The organism is Streptomyces sp. NPDC104096 (genome assembly GCF_055584385.1).
Map to the genome: position 1 here is coordinate 413,137 of NZ_JBVJMD010000001.1, position 16,106 is coordinate 429,242.

Genomic DNA, 16,106 nt, shown 5'->3' on the forward strand with positions numbered 1-16,106 from the left:
GACCTACCCTTCAGAGGGTGAACCAATTGATGTCCCGAGAGTCCGAGGCCGATATCACCGCCGATGCCGTGCTCCCCGGTGCGCTGCCCGAGGCACTGCGTGCCGAGCTCGTCGCCTTCCGGCGCGACCTGCACATGCATCCCGAGCTCGGCAACCAGGAGTTCCGCACCACGGCGGCGATCAAGGAGCGGCTGGAGCAGGCCGGTCTGCGGCCCCGGGTGCTCGCCGTCGGGACCGGGCTCGTCTGCGACATCGGCGTGGACGGCGAGGCGCCGGCGGACGGTCCCGGCCTGTTGGCCCTGCGCGCCGACATCGACGCCCTGCCCATCCCGGACGCGAAGACCGAGTGCGCCTACCGCTCCACCGTGCCCGACCGGGCGCACGCCTGCGGGCACGACGTGCACACGACCGTCGTACTGGGCGCCGGGCTCGTCCTGGCCGAGCTGCACGAGCGCGGCCTGCTGCCCCGGCCCGTGCGGCTGATCTTCCAGCCCGCCGAGGAGGTGCTGCCGGGCGGCGCCCTCGACGCCATCGAGGACGGCGCGCTGGAGGGCGTGCGGCAGATCCTCGCCGTGCACTGCGACCCCCGGGTCGACGCCGGGCGGATCGGGCTGCGGCCGGGGCCCATCACCTCGGCCTGCGACCGGCTGGAGATCGCGCTGAACGGCCCCGGCGGCCACACCGCGCGGCCGCACCTGACCACCGACCTGGTCACCGCCGCGGCCCGGGTCGCCACCGACGTGCCCGCGATCGTCGCCCGCCGGGTGGACACCCGTAGCGGGATGGCCGTGACCTGGGGGCGGATCGAGTCCGGCCACGCCCCGAACGTCATCCCGCAGCACGCCGAGCTCTCCGGCACCGTGCGCTGCCTGGACATCGAGGCGTGGCGGCAGGCACCCGACGTCGTGGTCGCCGCGATCGACGAGGTCGCCAATCTGCACCGGGCCAAGTCGGAGATCACCTATGTGCGCGGGGTCCCGCCCGTGGTGAACGACCCGGTGGTCGTCGAGCTGCTGCGGGACGCCATGACCATGCGCCGGGGAGCGGAGACCGTGGAGAGCACCGAGCAGAGCCTCGGCGGGGAGGACTTCTCCTGGTACCTCGAACGGGTGCCGGGGGCCCTCGCGCGCCTCGGCGTGCGCACGCCCGGCGAGCGCACGGTGCGCGACCTGCACCAGGGCGATTTCGACGCCGACGAGTCCGCGATCACGGTCGGGGTGGAACTGTTCACCGCCGCCGTACTGCTGGACGCGGCGAACTGAGCCGACCAGGCACCGCCGGGGCGCGGACCGGCCGGGACCGGCAGGCACCCCGCTCCGCGTGGGGCCGGCTTGGTGGGCGCGGGGGCCGGCGATCGGCCCTGGCCCGACGGGCACCCGGCACGGCGATCGGCCCGGCTTGGTGGGCGCCCGGCACGGCAGGCACCCGGCACGGCGACCGGCCAGGCGCGGCGGGCGCCCGGGGCGGTAATCGGCTCGGCCGGGCGGGTGCCCGGGACGCGATTGCCTTGGTCCGGCGGGCGTCTGACGTGATGCCAGGGAGGGGCGCCCGTCATGTGCCCCTTCGTCCGCTTGAGTTATCCGGATGTAACCGGCGGCGCCCGGATGCGGCCCGTCGGCGGCACGAATCGATAACGGCCGCGAGGAACCCCGTTCCCCTCCCCTTCTACGCGCGTTACTGTGCGCCGGAATCGCCACCTGTGGCGGCGCAAGGGGTAGCGGGCCGGCGACGGTGCCGTGGGGATGAAGGGTGCTTGCTGTGCGTCTGATATCTCGGAGGACCAGGTTCTCCCAAGCAGCGGTGGCCGTCACGGTCCTCGCACTCGCGGCGGTCGGCTGCGGCAAGTCCAGCACCGACTCGGCCGGCGGCGGTGACTCCGAGTCCGGCAAGTACTCGGCCAAGGGCATCGGCCTCGCGTACGACATCGGCGGCAAGGGCGACCAGTCCTTCAACGACGCCGCCTTCGCCGGTTTCGAGAAGGCCAAGACCGAGTTCAAGATCGGCGGCCAGGACGTCGAGCCGCAGGACGGCGAGTCCGACGCGGACAAGATCCAGCGCCTGGAGACGCTCGCCAAGCAGGGCTACAACCCGATCATCGGTGTCGGCTTCGCCTACGCGCCGGCCGTGAAGGAGGCCGCCGCGAAGTACCCGAAGGTCACCTTCGGCATCATCGACGACGCCACCATCAAGTCCGCCAACGTCGCCGACATGGTCTTCCACGAGGAGCAGGCCTCCTACCTGGCGGGCGTGGCCGCGGCCAAGGCCACCAAGAAGAACCACATCGGCTTCATCGGCGGCGTGGACATCCCGCTGATCCACAAGTTCGAGGCCGGGTTCGACCAGGGCGCCAAGTCCGTCAACCCGAACATCAAGATCGAGTCGCAGTACCTCACCCAGACGCCCGCGGAGGGCGGCTTCTCCAGCCCCGACAAGGGCGAGAACGCGGCCAACGGCCAGATCGAGGCCGGCGCCGACGTCGTCTACCAGGCGGCCGGTCTGTCCGGCCAGGGTGTGATCAAGGCCGCGGCCGAGCACAAGGTGTGGGCCATCGGTGTCGACTCCGACCAGTACGCGCAGGCGGCGCTGGCCAAGTACAAGGACTACATCCTCGGCTCGGCCCTGAAGAACGTCGGTGGCGCGGTCTACGACCTGGCCAAGTCCGTCGTCGAGGGCAAGCCGCTCAACGGTGAGGTGCGTGGCGACCTGAAGTCCGGCGGTGTCGGCTTCGCCGACACCAACCCGAAGTACAAGGCGATGACCGACGTCGTCGCCGCCGTCGACAAGGCCAAGGCGGACATCATCGCCGGCACGGTCACCGTCAAGACGGAGTAACCGTACGCGGCAGTACGCGACGCGACAGTGACGGGCGTCGTGGCGGAACGGCGGGATCCGGTCTGCGGACAGTGACCCGTACGCTCCGGAGAGCATCCGCGAAACCCGTGCGCCCCTTGCCTCCCGCAAGGGGCGCGCTGCTGTCCGTAGTCTGGGTTACGTCTGTGGCCACAGCTCGGTAACGGACCGGACAGAAGGGGTTTTCTCGTCTGGTCTACGCGCGTTACGCTGCGGCGGAACCAGCGCCTGGTTTGGGCGCTTGCACAAAGGAGTCAAGTTCCATGCGCCGGGTGTCCCGTATCGCGGTTGCAGGCGTTGCAACCGCAGCTCTTGCCGTCACTGTTTCCGCCTGCGGAAGCTCGTCCTCGTCCTCGTCCTCCGGCGGCGACAAGAACCTGGGCCTGGCCCTGGCGTACGACGTCGGCGGCAAGGGCGACCAGTCCTTCAACGACGCCGCCACCGCCGGCCTGGAGAAGGCCGACAAGGAGTTCGGCTTCAAGAGCACGGCCGTGGAGCCGCAGGACGGCGAGTCCGACGCGGACAAGGTGCAGCGCCTGGAGACGCTGGCCAAGAAGGGCTACAACCCGGTCATCGGTGTCGGCTTCGCCTACGCGCCGGCCGTCAAGGAGGTCGCGGCGAAGTACCCGAAGACCACCTTCGGCATCGTCGACGACGAGACCATCAAGGCCGACAACGTCGCCGACCTGGTCTTCCACGAGGAGCAGGCCTCCTACCTGGCCGGCGTCGCCGCCGCCAAGGCCACCAAGACCAACACCGTCGGCTTCATCGGCGGCGTGGACGTCCCGCTGATCCACAAGTTCGGCGCCGGCTTCAAGCAGGGCGTCGAGGACACCAAGAAGGGCGTCACGGTCAAGGAGCAGTACCTGACCGAGACCGCGCAGGAGGGTGGCTTCTCCAGCCCCGACAAGGGTGAGAACGCGGCCAACGGCCAGATCGACGCGGGCGCCGACGTCGTCTACGCCGCCGCCGGTCTGTCCGGCCAGGGCGTCATCAAGGCCGCCAACGAGCACAAGATCTGGGCCATCGGCGTCGACTCCGACCAGTACAAGCAGGACGCGCTGGCGAAGTACAAGGACTCGATCCTGACCTCCGCCATGAAGAACGTCGAGGGCGCGGTCTACGACCTGGCCAAGTCCGTCCACGACGGCAAGCCGGAGACCGGTGTGGTCCGCGGCAGCCTGGAGAACGGTGGCGTGAGCCTGTCGCACTCGAACCCCGCGTTCGAGAGCAACGCCGCCATCCAGGACGCGGTGAAGAAGGCCGAGGAAGCCATCAAGTCCGGCAGCATCACCGTCAAGACCTCCTGAACCTGCGCTGGTAGGCCTGTCGTAGACATGGCCAAAAGGACGCTGTAATGGCAGCGTTACGGCCACGGAACGGGGTGCGGGGAGGATGTCCCCCCGCGCCCCGTTCGCGCGGCAGAATGCTCGGAACGGATCGTGAGTGAAACATGAACGATCAGGTCCGGGCACTATTTAAAGCGGGGACGCTACGCGCGTAGAGCGACCCCTTTCCCAAGGAGAGTGCGCCATCGACGCGTCCAGCAGCCCTCCGCTCACCGCTCCGTCGACAGTCGCGGTCGAGCTGACGGGGATCACCAAGCGATTCCCCGGTGTCGTCGCCAACCACGACATCCACCTGACGGTCCGCAAGGGCACCGTGCACGCCCTGGTGGGCGAGAACGGCGCCGGCAAGTCGACGCTGATGAAGATCCTCTACGGCATGCAGAAGCCGGACGAGGGCACCATCGAGATCGACGGCGAGCAGGTCGCCTTCGGCAGCCCCGCCGACGCCATCACCCGCGGTATCGGCATGGTCCACCAGCACTTCATGCTGGCCGACAACCTGACCGTGCTGGAGAACGTGGTGCTGGGCAGCGAGAAGCTGTACGGCATCGGCGGCAACGCCCGTAAGAAGATCAAGGAGATCTCCGACCGGTACGGACTGGGCGTACGCCCGGACGCCCTGGTCGAGGACCTCGGCGTCGCCGACCGCCAGCGGGTGGAGATCCTCAAGGTCCTCTACCGCGGCGCCACCACGCTGATCCTCGACGAGCCGACCGCCGTGCTCGTCCCGCAGGAGGTCGACGCTCTCTTCGACAACCTGCGCGAACTCAAGTCCGAGGGCCTCTCGGTCATCTTCATCTCGCACAAGCTCGGCGAGGTGCTGTCGGTGGCCGACGACATCACCGTCATCCGCCGCGGTACCACCGTCGGCACGGCCGTCCCCGCCGAGACCACCCCGCGCCAGCTGGCCGAGATGATGGTCGGCAGCGAGCTGCCCACCCCCGAGACGGCCGAGTCGACCGTCACCGACCGGGTCGTCCTGGAGGTGCGCAACCTCACCGTGTACGCGAGCGGCGGCGCCTCCCTCGGCGAGGTCGGCGCGCAGCCCGAGACCGGCACGGTCGGTTCGTCCGGCGCCCCGGGCGGCGCCGACGTCCTCACCGAGGCCACCTCCCCCGGCGCGGCCAAGCGCGTCCTCGACGACGTCTCCTTCGCCATCCGCGCCGGCGAGGTCATGGGCATCGCCGGTGTCGAGGGCAACGGGCAGACCGAGCTGATCGACGCCCTGATCGGCCTGAAGAACGCCGACTCCGGTTCCGTGCACTTCCTCGACCAGGACATCACGCCGTGGCCGACCCGCAGGCGCCGTGAGTCGGGCGTCGGCTACATCCCCGAGGACCGCCACCGCCAGGGCCTGCTCCTGGAGGCCCCGCTCTGGGAGAACCGTATCCTCGGCCACGTCACCGAGAAGCCCAACGCCAAGGGCTTCTGGCTGGACCCGAAGGGCGCCCAGGCCGACACCCGCAGGATCGTCGAGGAGTACGACGTCCGCACCCCCGGCATCGACGTCACCGCCGCCTCCCTGTCCGGCGGCAACCAGCAGAAGCTGATCGTCGGCCGCGAGATGAGCCACAACCCCAAGTTCCTGATCGCCGCCCACCCCACCCGCGGTGTGGACGTCGGCGCGCAGGCGCAGATCTGGGACCGCATCCGCGAGGCCCGCCGCGAGGGCCTGGCCGTGCTGCTGATCTCCGCGGACCTGGACGAACTGATCGGCCTGTCGGACACCCTGCGGGTGATCTACGACGGCAGGCTGGTCGCCGACGCGGATCCCGCCACGATCACGCCGGAGGAGCTCGGCTCGGCGATGACCGGTGCCGCGTCCGGCCATCTGGAACACGTGGAGACCACGAAGCCCGTGGACACCACGAAGTCCCTGGGAGCCGCGGAGACCGTGGAAACCACCGAGGAAGCTGCCGGTCCGGAGGACGAGGCCCGATGAAGAAGTTCGACAAGGAGCGCGTGCTCCTCGCGGTGGCCGGCCCGGTCATCGCGCTCGTCCTGGCGGTCGCGCTGACCTCGATCGTCCTGCTCGCCTCGGGCAAGAACCCGATCGAGCCGTACACGCTGATGCTCCAGCAGCTGCCGTACTCGGACATCCAGGTCCTGATCGTCAACCAGGCGTCCCTGTACTACATCGCCGCCATCGGTGTGGCGCTCGGCTTCCGGATGAACCTGTTCAACATCGGCGTCGACGGCCAGTACCGCCTGGCCGCCGTGATGACCGCCGTCGTCGGCGCGAACATCGCGCTGCCGAGCGCCCTCCAGATCCCGCTGCTCCTGCTGGTCGCCATGTGCACCGGCGCCTTCTGGGCGGGCATCGCGGGCGTCCTGAAGGTCACCCGGGGCGTCAGCGAGGTCGTCGCGACGATCATGCTGAACGCCATCGCCACCAGCCTCATCGTCTACCTCACCCAGAAGGACGTGTGGGGCGTACAGGTCGGCAACAACATGACGACCGGCGTCATGCACGAGTCCGGCTGGTTCCCGGGCATCAACCTCGGCGCCGACGTCGGTGAGATCTACGGCCTGGTCTTCCTCGCGATCCTGCTGGGCGTCCTGTACTGGCTGGTCCTCAACCGCACCCGCTTCGGCTTCGACCTGCGCGCCACCGGCGCCTCGGAGACGGCCGCCGCCGCCTCCGGCGTCAGCGCCAAGCGCATGGTGCTGGTCTCCATGCTGATCTCCGGCGCGGTGGCGGGCCTGTCCGGTCTGCCGCTGCTGCTCGGCGACACCCACACCTACAGCCTGAGCTTCCCGGCCGGCCTCGGCTTCACCGCCATCGGCATCGCGCTGCTGGGCCGCAACAACCCGGGCGGCATCGCGTTCGCCGCCCTGCTGTGGGCCTTCCTCGACAAGGCCTCGCCCGTCCTCGACTACGCGACCCCGGAGGCGTACCCGAAGGAGATCGCCACGATCATGCAGGGCCTGATCGTCTTCGCGGTCGTCATCTCGTACGAGGCCGTACGGCAGTGGGGTCTGCGCCGCCAGCAGAAGCGGGTCGGCGCCGAGCTCGCCGCGGCCGCCCAGAACACCAACAGGAAGGTGGCGGCCTGATGTCCACCGCGACCATCGCCAAGAAGCCGCAGGCGAAGCCCGGCAAGTCCGGCCGCCGCATGTCGCTGCCCGTACTCCTGCTGGTCATCGCGGGCGTGCTGGTCCTGACCTCGATCGTCCGGCTGATCACCGGCGCGGACGGCATCACCTCCACCGGCCAGATGTCCACCGCCCTGCGGCTGGCCGTGCCGATCGGCCTGGCCGGTCTCGGCGGTCTGTGGGCCGAGCGCGCGGGCGTCGTCAACATCGGCCTCGAGGGCATGATGATCCTCGGCACCTGGTTCGGCGCCTGGGCCGGCTACCAGTGGGGCCCGTGGGTCGGTGTGGCCTTCGGCATCGTCGGCGGCGCGCTCGGCGCCGTCCTGCACGCCATCGCCACCGTGACCTTCAACGTCAACCACATCGTCTCCGGTGTGGCCGTGAACATCCTGGCGCTCGGCACCACCCGCTACCTGTCGAAGTTCACCTTCGAGGGCGCTCCGCAGGGCTCCGCCAAGCAGTCCCCGCCGATCGACTCGCTGGGCACCTTCGACATCCCCGGCCTGTCCGACTGGCTGACCACGCTCAACGAGAAGCACTGGTTCCTGGTCTCGGACATCGCCGGCCTGATCGGCGGTCTGATCACCGACCTGTCGCCGCTCACCGTCGTCGCCGTCGCGCTCGTGCCGATCACCTGGTGGGTGCTGTGGCGCACCGCGTTCGGCCTGCGCCTGCGCTCCTGCGGCGAGAACCCGGTGGCGGCCGAGTCCCTCGGCGTCAACGTCTACAAGTACAAGTACATCGCCGTCATCATCTCCGGCGGCTTCGCCGGTCTCGGCGGCGCCTTCCTGTCGATCGTCGCGTCGAACGTGTACCTGGACGGCCAGACGGCCGGCCGCGGCTACATCGGCCTCGCGGCGATGATCTTCGGCAACTGGATGCCGGGCGGCCTCGCCCTCGGCGCGGGCCTGTTCGGCTACACCGACAGCCTCAACCTGCGCGGCGGCACGACCAACGTCCACGCGCTGATCCTGCTGCTCGCGATCCTGCTGGTGTTCGGCGCGGCCTACCTGGCCTGGAAGAAGAAGTACGTCCCGGCCGTCGTCACCGCGGTGATCGCGGCCCTGATGTTCCTCTGGTACACCTCCACCGACGAGGTCCCGCGCCAGCTCGTCACGGCGACCCCGTACATCGTCACGCTGCTGGTGCTCTCGCTGTCCGCGCAGAGCCTCAGGATGCCGAAGGCGGACGGCCTGCCGTACCGGAAGGGACAGGGCAAGTGACCCCGTCCACCGACGTCGACTGGGAGGCGCTGCGCGCGCAGGCCCGGGACGCCATGTCCCACGCCTACGCCCCGTACTCCGGCTACCCGGTCGGCGTCGCCGCCCTGGTCGACGACGGCCGCACGGTCTCCGGCTGCAACGTCGAGAACGCCTCGTACGGGCTCGGGCTGTGCGCCGAGTGCGGACTGGTCTCGGAGTTGCAGCGCACCGGGGGCGGACGGCTGACGCACTTCACGTGCGTGGACGGCAAGGGCGACATCCTCGTCCCGTGCGGCCGCTGCCGACAGTTGCTGTACGAGTTCGGCGGGGCGGATCTCCTGCTGGAGACCCCGGCGGGGATCCTGCCGCTCGCGGAGATGCTGCCGCAGGCCTTCGGCCCGGACCACCTCACCAAGTAACTCCCGTGCGGCCCCTCTGACCAGCGCAGAGGGGCCGCGCTCTTCGCAATCCCCGGAAGGAAAGCCATGGCCATGGACGCCATCTCCGTCATCCGTACCAAGCGGGACCGCGGCGAGCTCGGCGACGAGCAGATCGACTGGGTCATCGACGCGTACACGCGCGGCGAGGTCGCCGACTACCAGATGGCCGCCCTCAACATGGCGATCCTGCTCAACGGCATGAACCGCCGTGAGATCGCCCGCTGGACCGCGGCGATGATCGCCTCCGGCGAGCGCATGGAGTTCTCCTCCCTCTCCCGGCCGACCGCCGACAAGCACTCCACGGGCGGCGTCGGCGACAAGATCACCCTGCCGCTGGCCCCGCTGGTGGCGGCCTGCGGCGCGGCCGTGCCCCAGCTCTCCGGCCGCGGTCTCGGCCACACCGGCGGCACCCTCGACAAGCTGGAGTCGATCCCCGGCTGGCGGGCGCTGCTCTCCAACGAGGAGATGCTGCACGTCCTGGACACCACCGGCGCGGTGATCTGCGCGGCGGGCGACGGCCTCGCGCCCGCCGACAAGAAGCTCTACGCGCTGCGCGACGTCACCGGCACGGTCGAGGCGATCCCGCTGATCGCCTCCTCGATCATGTCGAAGAAGATCGCCGAGGGCACCGGCTCCCTGGTCCTGGACGTCAAGGTCGGTACCGGCGCCTTCATGAAGACGATCGAGGACGCCCGGGAACTGGCCTCCACCATGGTGGGCCTGGGCACCGACCACGGCGTGAAGACGGTCGCGCTGCTGACGGACATGTCGACCCCGCTCGGCCTGACCGCGGGCAACGCGCTGGAGGTCCGCGAGTCGGTGGAGGTCCTGGCGGGCGGCGGCCCGGCGGACGTCGTCGAGCTCACCCTCGCGCTGGCCCGCGAGATGCTCGACGCGGCGGGCGTGAAGGACGCCGACCCGGCGAAGGCCCTGGCCGACGGCTCGGCGATGGACGTCTGGCGCCGCATGATCGCGGCCCAGGGCGGCGACCCGGACGCCCCGCTGCCCACCTCGAAGGAGCAGCACGTCGTCACGGCCGCCTCCTCGGGCGTGCTGACCCGCCTCGACGCCTACGACATCGGTGTCGCCGCCTGGCGCCTGGGCGCCGGACGCGCCCGCAAGGAGGACCCGGTGCAGGCGGGCGCGGGCGTCGAGCTGCACGCCAAGCCCGGCGACACGGTCACCGCGGGCCAGCCCCTGCTGACCCTGCACACGGACACGCCCGAGCGCTTCGAGTACGCGCTGGAGGCGGTCGAGGGCTCGTACGACGTCGCCGCGGCCGGCACGCCGTTCACGGCGGCGCCGGTCGTGCTGGAACGTATCGCCTGACCTGCGGTTTCCTCCTTCGGGTGAACGGGATCGGTGGACCTGCGCCGGTCCCGTTCGGCATGCTGGACTCGGTGACGCATCGATAGGAGATCGCCATGAGCGCACTCACCGTCGACCACTCGACGGCCGACGGCCGTGAATGGGACGACCTCGTCCGGATCTGGCAGGAGACGGACGCGCCCGAGGGCTGCAAGGTGGAGATCATCGAGGGGATCGTCACCGTGGCACCACCGCCGTCCAACTCCCACAACGATATTGCCGACCTTGTGCAGCGCAGCCTGTACGAGGTGATTCCCAAGACGTGGGGCATCTACCAGACGCTGGGCGCGGCAGTGCCCTCACGCGGTGGGCTCTACATCCCCGACATTGCGGTGGCACCGAAGGAAGTGCTCCGCGCGCATGCGGGCAACTACGTTCCGGCGGTCGCAGCCGAACTCATCGTGGAGATCACCTCGAAGTCGAACGCGAGTAGTGATCGGATCAAGAAGGCTGCGGGGTATGCACAGGCGGGAGTCCCGTTGTACCTCCTCATCGACAGTTGGGCTCCAGGAGGCCCGACGATCACGTTGTACGGGGAGCCGCAGGGTGCGGTTTACCGTGTCCTGCGCGCCGGTAAGTTCGGCGCCACGATCTCGTTGCCGGAGCCCTTCGACCTTGAACTCGACACCACCGAGTTCCCCGTCGCCTGAACCCCTCACCCCAGCAGCGCCGCCACGGCCACCAGGACCGGTACCGACAGCATCGTCGACAGCAGGATCGAGTCCCGGGCCAGGCGCTCGCCCACGCCGTAGCTGGAGGCGTAGGTGAAGAGGTTCTGGGCGGCGGGCAGGGCCGAGGTCACCACCACGTCGAGCAGCCGTGCTCCGTGCAGACCGAAGACGCCCGAGGCCAGCGCCCAGGCCGCGGCCGGCTGGCCCACCGATTTCAGCGCGACCGACAGCAGCACCGGGAACCGGTCGGGGCCCCGGCCCGGCAGGGTGCTGCCGCACAGCGAGATGCCGAAGGCGAGCAGGACCGCGGGCACCGACATGTTGCCGATCAGGGTGAGCGGGTCCATCACCGGGCCGGGGATGCTCAGCCCGGTCGCCGAGACGGTGACCCCGGCGAGCGAGCCGACCGCGATCGGATTGCGCAGCGGGGTGAGCAGCCGTTGCCACAGCGGGCCCTTGGCGCCCCCGCCCGACAGGTCCAGGATCGTCAGCGCGACGGGCGTGACACCGATCAGCTGGAACAGCAGCACCGGCGCCACCAGCGAGGCGTCGCCCAGCACGTACACGGCGATGGGGATGCCCAGGTTGCCGGAGTTGACGTAGCTGGAGCACAGCGCGCCGATCGTGGTCCGGCCGACGCCCCAGCGCCGTACGACCCCCACCGCGACGAAGACACCGGCCACCGCGGCCGTGCTCAGCGCCGTGACCAGGAGCCTGCTGGAGAAGATCACCGACAGGTCGGCGCGGGCCAGCATGGTGAACAGCAGGGCCGGGGAGGCCACGTGGAAGGCCAGCTTGGTCAGCACCTCGCGGCCGTGCTCCCCGAGATGGCCGCCCCGCCCCAGGACGTAGCCGACGCAGATGACGATCGCGATGACCGCGAAGCCGCTCAGCACCCCCTGCACGGGACCCCCTCGACGGACCCCGCCACGGACAGTGGCCGGGCGGGCGGCGGAGGCGGGAGAGGGGAGTGAAGAACGGGTGGTGCGGGCTGCGTGGACGGGGTCGGCCGAGACGATATGTGGGGCATACAGCGAACTCTCCGGCGGCGGCCTCCACAAGGTCAATGTGATCCGTACGGCGGGGCACGGCCGGGCGCGGTACGACGCGATGAGTTACGGCCCGCCGCCCGGTCTACCGCACGTGGACGCCATGACACCCGCTGTATACGTGCCGGTCGGTCCCGTCACCCGGGAGGGCGTCGCGGGGCTGTGCGACGACGTACGGGCGGCTGTACGGGCCTGCCCGGCCCGTGTCGCCGTCGTCGACGTCGGCGGGCTGGGCCCACCCGGGCTCGGCGCCGTGGACCTGCTGGCGCGGCTGGAGCTTGCCGCCCGGCGGGCCGGGGGCCGCATACGGCTGCGGGCCCCCGATCCGGCGCTACACGCCCTCCTGCACCTGGTCGGTCTCCGCTTCGAGGTGGAGGGGCAGCCCGAACAGCGGGAACCACCGCTTCGTGTCGAGGAAGAAGTGGAACCCGGTGAGCCGGCCGCCTGAGATCTCCAGGACCTGGATCGACCAGGGCGTGAACCCGCCGGCCTCGGGGTCCGGCTTGTAGTGGGCGAAGCCCGGCAGGCCGTTCACCTCGACCGGCAGCAGGCGCGAACCCGCGCAGGACGCGCCCAGCGTCGTCATGAAGCCCGTGATGTCGTCGTGCCCGGTCAGCCACAGGTCGAACGGCGGCATCGTCATGATGGCGTCCTCGTGCAGCAGGGCGGTCAGCGCCGTCATGTCGTACCCCTCGAACGCCGCCACGTAGCGCTCCAGGAGCTTCTGCTGCTCCTCGTCCAGCGGGTCGGAGACGGCCGCGTCCGCGCCGGACCGCTCGCGCTCGGCGAGGGTCGCGCGGGCCCGTTGCAGCGCGCTGTTGACCGAGGCGACCGTCGTGTCGAGCAGTTCGGCGACCTCGCTCGCCCGCCAGGCCAGCACCTCGCGCAGGATCAGCACCGCCCGCTGCTTCGGCGGGAGGTTCTGCAGAGCCGCCATGAAGGCGAGCCGCACCGACTCCTTCGCCACCGCCGCCTCCGCAGGGTCCTGTACGGCCGGCAGCACCCGGGCGTCCGGCATCGGCTCCAGCCAGGTGTGGTCCGGGCGGGGCGAGAGCGCCGCCCGGGCCAGCGGCGTCGACTCCGTCAGGTCCATGGGACGGGCGCGCTTGTTGCCCGCGGACAGCATGTCCAGGCAGACGTTGGTCGCGATGCGGTACAGCCAGGAGCGGAGGCTGGAGCGGCCCTCGAACTTCGCGTAGCTGCGCCAGGCGCGGACCATCGTGTCCTGCACCGCGTCCTCCGCCTCGAAGGCGGAGCCGAGCATCCGGTAGCAGTAGCCCGTCAGCTCGGTGCGGTGCCTCTCCAGCCTGATGTCGAGGCTCTCCGCCGTAGCCGTACCGTCACTCATGGTCCACCCACCCCTGTGGCCGTTCTGTCACGCGCCTGTGCGCCCCAGCACTCCGGAAGCTACCGCAGCCCACTGACAAAGACGCCTGGACTGGACAAAAGACCTGGTCGGCCCAGTCGGGCTCGAACGGCGGCGGGGCGCGACCCGGTGCGGGTCGCGCCCCGGGACCGGCGGCGGATCAGGCCGGGGCGGGCTGGAGCCGGGCCGCCCGGGTGCCGAGGAGCGTGATCGTCACGACGCCGAGCACCGCCAGGACGCCGACGCAGACCGTCGCGGCCCAGCCGCCCGCGTGGTAGGCCGCGGCGCCGGCCATGCTTCCCGCGCTGGAGCCGACGTAGTAGGCGGACTGGTAGAGGGCCGAGGCCTGGGCGCGGCCGGTGGTGGCCGTGCTGCTGACCGCCGAGGACGCCACCGCGTGACCGGCGAAGAAGCCCGTCGTGATCAGCACCAGGCCCGCCAGGACCAGCGGGAGCGTGTCGGCCAGGGTCAGCAGCAGGCCCGCCGCCGTGGTGCCGCCGGCCAGGTACAGGGCGCCGCGCCGGCCCAGACGGCCCACCAGGCGGCCCGCCGTCGACGCCGACACCGTGCCGACCAGGTAGACCAGGAAGATCGAGCCGACGATGCCCTGCGGGAGCGAGAAGGGGGCCTCGGTCAGGCGGTAGCCGATGACCGTGTACACACCGCCGAAGACCGTCATGAACAGCGCGCCGATCGCGTACAGGCGGCGCAGCAGCGGGTTGGCGAGGTGGTCGCGGACCGTGCTCAGCAGCAGGCGCGGGCGCAGGGAACCCGGCGTGAAGTGCCGCGGGGCGGGCAGCAGCAGCCGGAAGGCCACCGCGCAGCCCACCGCGAGCAAGCCGACCACGCCGACGGCGACGCGCCAGCCCCACTCCTGCGCGACCCAGCCGGTGATCACCCGGCCGCTCATCCCGCCGACGCTGTTGCCCGCGACGAACAGGCCGATCGCGGTGACCAGGGCCCGGGGGCGTACCTCCTCCGCCAGGTACGCCGTCGCCGACGCCGGAAGTCCGGCCAGTGCCGCGCCCTGGAGCCCGCGCAGCACCACCAGCCAGCCCAGCGAGGGGGCGAAGGGGACCAGGATCCCTACCGTCACCGCGACCGCCAGCGACGCCGTCATCACCGTACGGCGGCCGAACCGCTCGGACAGGGCGCTCATCGGCAGCACGAACAGCGCGAGTCCGCCGGTCGCCGCGGCCACCGTCCAGCTCGCCTGGCTCGCCGTGGCGCCGAACTCGCCGGAGATCAGGGGCAGCAGGGCCTGGGTGCAGTACAGGAGGGCGAAGGTGGCGACGCCGGCGAGGAAGAGCGCGAGGCTCATCCGGCGGTAGCCGGGGCTGCCGGGGGCGATGCGCGAGTCGGGGACGGAGACGGGTGGGACGGCGGCCACGACGGTGGACGCCCCGGTACTGGCGGGAGACATACCTCGAAGCTAGGCACCCCCTTCTCATCCGTCCAATGCACGGAATCGTCATAATCGTTCCCATGGTGCATGAGCTGAGGTCACAGGAGCGACTGTCACCGGGCAGTGACACAAAAGACAGGGGCGGCAGGGACGCCATCGTCGCGTTGCTCGCCCCGCGCCTGGCCCATTTCGCCGGCGTGGCCCGCACCGAGCACGTCACCCGCGCCGCCCAGGAGATGCAGGTCCCGCAGTCCACCCTGTCCCGGGCCATGGTCCGGCTCGAACAGGACCTGGGGGTGGAACTGTTCGCCCGCCGCGGCCGTACGGTCTCCCTCACCCCCGCCGGGCGCACCTTCCTCGCCTCCGTGGAGCGCGCCCTCGCGGAGGTCGAGCGCGCCGCCGACGAGGTCCGCGCCGACGCCGACCCCGCCACCGGCAAGGTCGCCTTCGGCTTTCTGCACACCATGGGGGCGGAGACGGTGCCGGGACTGCTGCACGCCTTCCGCGCCGATCACCCCCGGGTCCGTTTCAGCCTCGTCCAGAACTACGGCGAGGCGATGCTGGAGAAGCTGCGCGCGGGCGAACTGGACCTGTGTCTGACCTCGCCCGTGCCGGACGCCCCCGACCTGGTCGCCCGCCGCCTCGACGAACAGAAACTGCGGCTGGTCGTGCCCGCCGACCACCGGCTGGCGTCCCGTCGCCGGATCCGCCTGGCCGAGGCCGCCGAGGACACCTTCGTCACCCTCGAACCCGGCTACGGCCTGCGCCGCATCACCGACGACCTCTGTCAGGAGGCCGGGTTCAAGCCCCGGATCGCGTTCGAGGGCGAGGAGGCGGAGACGCTGCGGGGTCTGGTCGCGGCGGGTCTGGGGGTCGCGCTGCTGCCGCCGCCCGCGGTCGCCCGCCCGGGGGTGGTGGAGCTGACGGTGACCGCCCCGCGCGCGGTCCGCGAGATCGGCGTGGCCTGGCTGGACGGCCATCCGGACACCGCGCCGGTGGCCGCCTTCAAGAAGTTCCTGCTCTCCCGCCGCGGCAGCCTGCTCCCCGACTGACCGCGGCCCGCGTCCGGCGTCCGACACCCGGGAACGCCTCCCGCCACCCGACCCGGTCCGACCCCTCGCCGCGTCCGGCGTCCCGCGTCCCAGGTCCGGCGCCCGGTGACCGGTCGGCGCGGAGCGGGCGCGGGTGGGCGGGCGCCGCTCCCCGGCCCAGGCGGCCGACCGGTGCCGAGCGGGCGCGGTCTCCCGGCCCGGACCGACGATCCGCGCCGAGCCGGCACCGCCGTCGGACGATCCGGGCGCCGTGTGCCG

14 protein-coding genes are annotated in these 16,106 nt (G+C 71.0%); 11 read left to right on the plus strand and 3 right to left on the minus strand.

Annotation, left to right across the window (positions count from 1 at the left end; all coding sequences use genetic code 11):
* Window positions 1-29 precede the first annotated feature (29 nt).
* The 9 genes from ACZ60B_RS01975 to ACZ60B_RS02015 all read left to right on the plus strand — a co-directional run bounded on the left by ACZ60B_RS01975 (window position 30) and on the right by ACZ60B_RS02015 (window position 10,955).
* On the plus strand, window positions 30-1,262 hold the full coding sequence (locus tag ACZ60B_RS01975; protein ID WP_469383556.1) for an amidohydrolase: 1,233 nt from the start codon (window positions 30-32) through the stop codon (window positions 1,260-1,262).
* Between the two features lie 538 nt (window positions 1,263-1,800).
* Window positions 1,801-2,832, plus strand: a complete 1,032-nt coding sequence (locus tag ACZ60B_RS01980; RefSeq protein ID WP_469383359.1) for a BMP family lipoprotein — start codon at window positions 1,801-1,803, stop codon at window positions 2,830-2,832.
* Between the two features lie 281 nt (window positions 2,833-3,113).
* Window positions 3,114-4,160, plus strand: a complete 1,047-nt coding sequence (locus tag ACZ60B_RS01985; RefSeq protein ID WP_469383360.1) for a BMP family lipoprotein — start codon at window positions 3,114-3,116, stop codon at window positions 4,158-4,160.
* Window positions 4,161-4,383: 223 nt separating this feature from the next.
* Entirely contained in the window at window positions 4,384-6,141 is a 1,758-nt protein-coding gene (locus tag ACZ60B_RS01990; RefSeq protein ID WP_469383557.1) for an ABC transporter ATP-binding protein, read from the plus strand.
* A complete protein-coding gene (locus tag ACZ60B_RS01995; RefSeq protein WP_469383362.1) occupies window positions 6,138-7,256 on the plus strand; it encodes an ABC transporter permease in 1,119 nt (372 codons plus the stop codon). The genes ACZ60B_RS01990 and ACZ60B_RS01995 overlap by 4 nt, the downstream gene beginning before the upstream one ends.
* Window positions 7,256-8,518 carry an ABC transporter permease gene (locus ACZ60B_RS02000; RefSeq protein WP_469383364.1) on the plus strand — a complete coding sequence of 421 codons (1,263 nt, stop codon included), beginning with the start codon at window positions 7,256-7,258 and terminating at the stop codon, window positions 8,516-8,518. Before ACZ60B_RS01995 ends, ACZ60B_RS02000 begins: the two co-directional genes overlap by 1 nt.
* Complete coding sequence (locus tag ACZ60B_RS02005; RefSeq protein ID WP_351612571.1) at window positions 8,515-8,916, plus strand: cytidine deaminase; 402 nt, start codon at window positions 8,515-8,517, stop codon at window positions 8,914-8,916. Before ACZ60B_RS02000 ends, ACZ60B_RS02005 begins: the two co-directional genes overlap by 4 nt.
* A gap of 66 nt (window positions 8,917-8,982) precedes the next feature.
* Entirely contained in the window at window positions 8,983-10,266 is a 1,284-nt protein-coding gene (locus ACZ60B_RS02010; protein ID WP_469383366.1) for a thymidine phosphorylase, read from the plus strand.
* A gap of 95 nt (window positions 10,267-10,361) precedes the next feature.
* Window positions 10,362-10,955, plus strand: a complete 594-nt coding sequence (locus ACZ60B_RS02015) for a Uma2 family endonuclease (protein WP_469383369.1) — start codon at window positions 10,362-10,364, stop codon at window positions 10,953-10,955.
* Window positions 10,956-10,960: 5 nt separating this feature from the next.
* Here ACZ60B_RS02015 and ACZ60B_RS02020 read toward each other — a convergent pair whose 3' ends face one another.
* Window positions 10,961-11,881 carry an AEC family transporter gene (locus ACZ60B_RS02020; protein ID WP_469383370.1) on the minus strand — a complete coding sequence of 307 codons (921 nt, stop codon included), beginning with the start codon at window positions 11,879-11,881 and terminating at the stop codon, window positions 10,961-10,963.
* Window positions 11,882-12,086: 205 nt separating this feature from the next.
* Here ACZ60B_RS02020 and ACZ60B_RS02025 point away from each other — a divergent pair, with 205 nt between their 5' ends.
* Window positions 12,087-12,473, plus strand: coding sequence for an STAS domain-containing protein (locus tag ACZ60B_RS02025; protein ID WP_469383559.1), 387 nt, complete (start codon window positions 12,087-12,089; stop codon window positions 12,471-12,473).
* Here the strand turns inward: ACZ60B_RS02025 and ACZ60B_RS02030 are convergent.
* The gene (locus ACZ60B_RS02030; RefSeq protein WP_469383372.1) at window positions 12,357-13,373 is read right to left on the minus strand and encodes a sigma-70 family RNA polymerase sigma factor; all 1,017 of its coding nucleotides are present in this window, start codon (window positions 13,371-13,373) and stop codon (window positions 12,357-12,359) included. The two genes, ACZ60B_RS02025 and ACZ60B_RS02030, sit on opposite strands and share 117 nt — an antisense overlap.
* 178 nt (window positions 13,374-13,551) lie before the next feature.
* On the minus strand, window positions 13,552-14,814 hold the full coding sequence (locus tag ACZ60B_RS02035; protein WP_469383373.1) for an MFS transporter: 1,263 nt from the start codon (window positions 14,812-14,814) through the stop codon (window positions 13,552-13,554).
* Between the two features lie 62 nt (window positions 14,815-14,876).
* Here ACZ60B_RS02035 and ACZ60B_RS02040 point away from each other — a divergent pair, with 62 nt between their 5' ends.
* Window positions 14,877-15,848 carry a LysR family transcriptional regulator gene (locus ACZ60B_RS02040; RefSeq protein ID WP_469383375.1) on the plus strand — a complete coding sequence of 324 codons (972 nt, stop codon included), beginning with the start codon at window positions 14,877-14,879 and terminating at the stop codon, window positions 15,846-15,848.
* Window positions 15,849-16,106: the final 258 nt, after the last annotated feature.

Bases quoted from the DNA above. Each gene is read 5' to 3' on its own strand.
- ACZ60B_RS01975 (WP_469383556.1), top strand. From the start codon at position 30: ATGTCCCGAGAGTCCGAGGCCGATATCACCGCCGATGCCGTGCTCCCC.
- ACZ60B_RS01985 (WP_469383360.1), top strand. From the start codon at position 3,114: ATGCGCCGGGTGTCCCGTATCGCGGTTGCAGGCGTTGCAACCGCAGCT.
- ACZ60B_RS01995 (WP_469383362.1), top strand. From the start codon at position 6,138: ATGAAGAAGTTCGACAAGGAGCGCGTGCTCCTCGCGGTGGCCGGCCCG.
- ACZ60B_RS02000 (WP_469383364.1), top strand. From the start codon at position 7,256: ATGTCCACCGCGACCATCGCCAAGAAGCCGCAGGCGAAGCCCGGCAAG.
- ACZ60B_RS02010 (WP_469383366.1), top strand. From the start codon at position 8,983: ATGGCCATGGACGCCATCTCCGTCATCCGTACCAAGCGGGACCGCGGC.
- ACZ60B_RS02015 (WP_469383369.1), top strand. From the start codon at position 10,362: ATGAGCGCACTCACCGTCGACCACTCGACGGCCGACGGCCGTGAATGG.
- ACZ60B_RS02025 (WP_469383559.1), top strand. From the start codon at position 12,087: ATGAGTTACGGCCCGCCGCCCGGTCTACCGCACGTGGACGCCATGACA.
- ACZ60B_RS02030 (WP_469383372.1), bottom strand. From the start codon at position 13,373: ATGAGTGACGGTACGGCTACGGCGGAGAGCCTCGACATCAGGCTGGAG.
- ACZ60B_RS02035 (WP_469383373.1), bottom strand. From the start codon at position 14,814: ATGTCTCCCGCCAGTACCGGGGCGTCCACCGTCGTGGCCGCCGTCCCA.
- ACZ60B_RS02040 (WP_469383375.1), top strand. From the start codon at position 14,877: ATGGTGCATGAGCTGAGGTCACAGGAGCGACTGTCACCGGGCAGTGAC.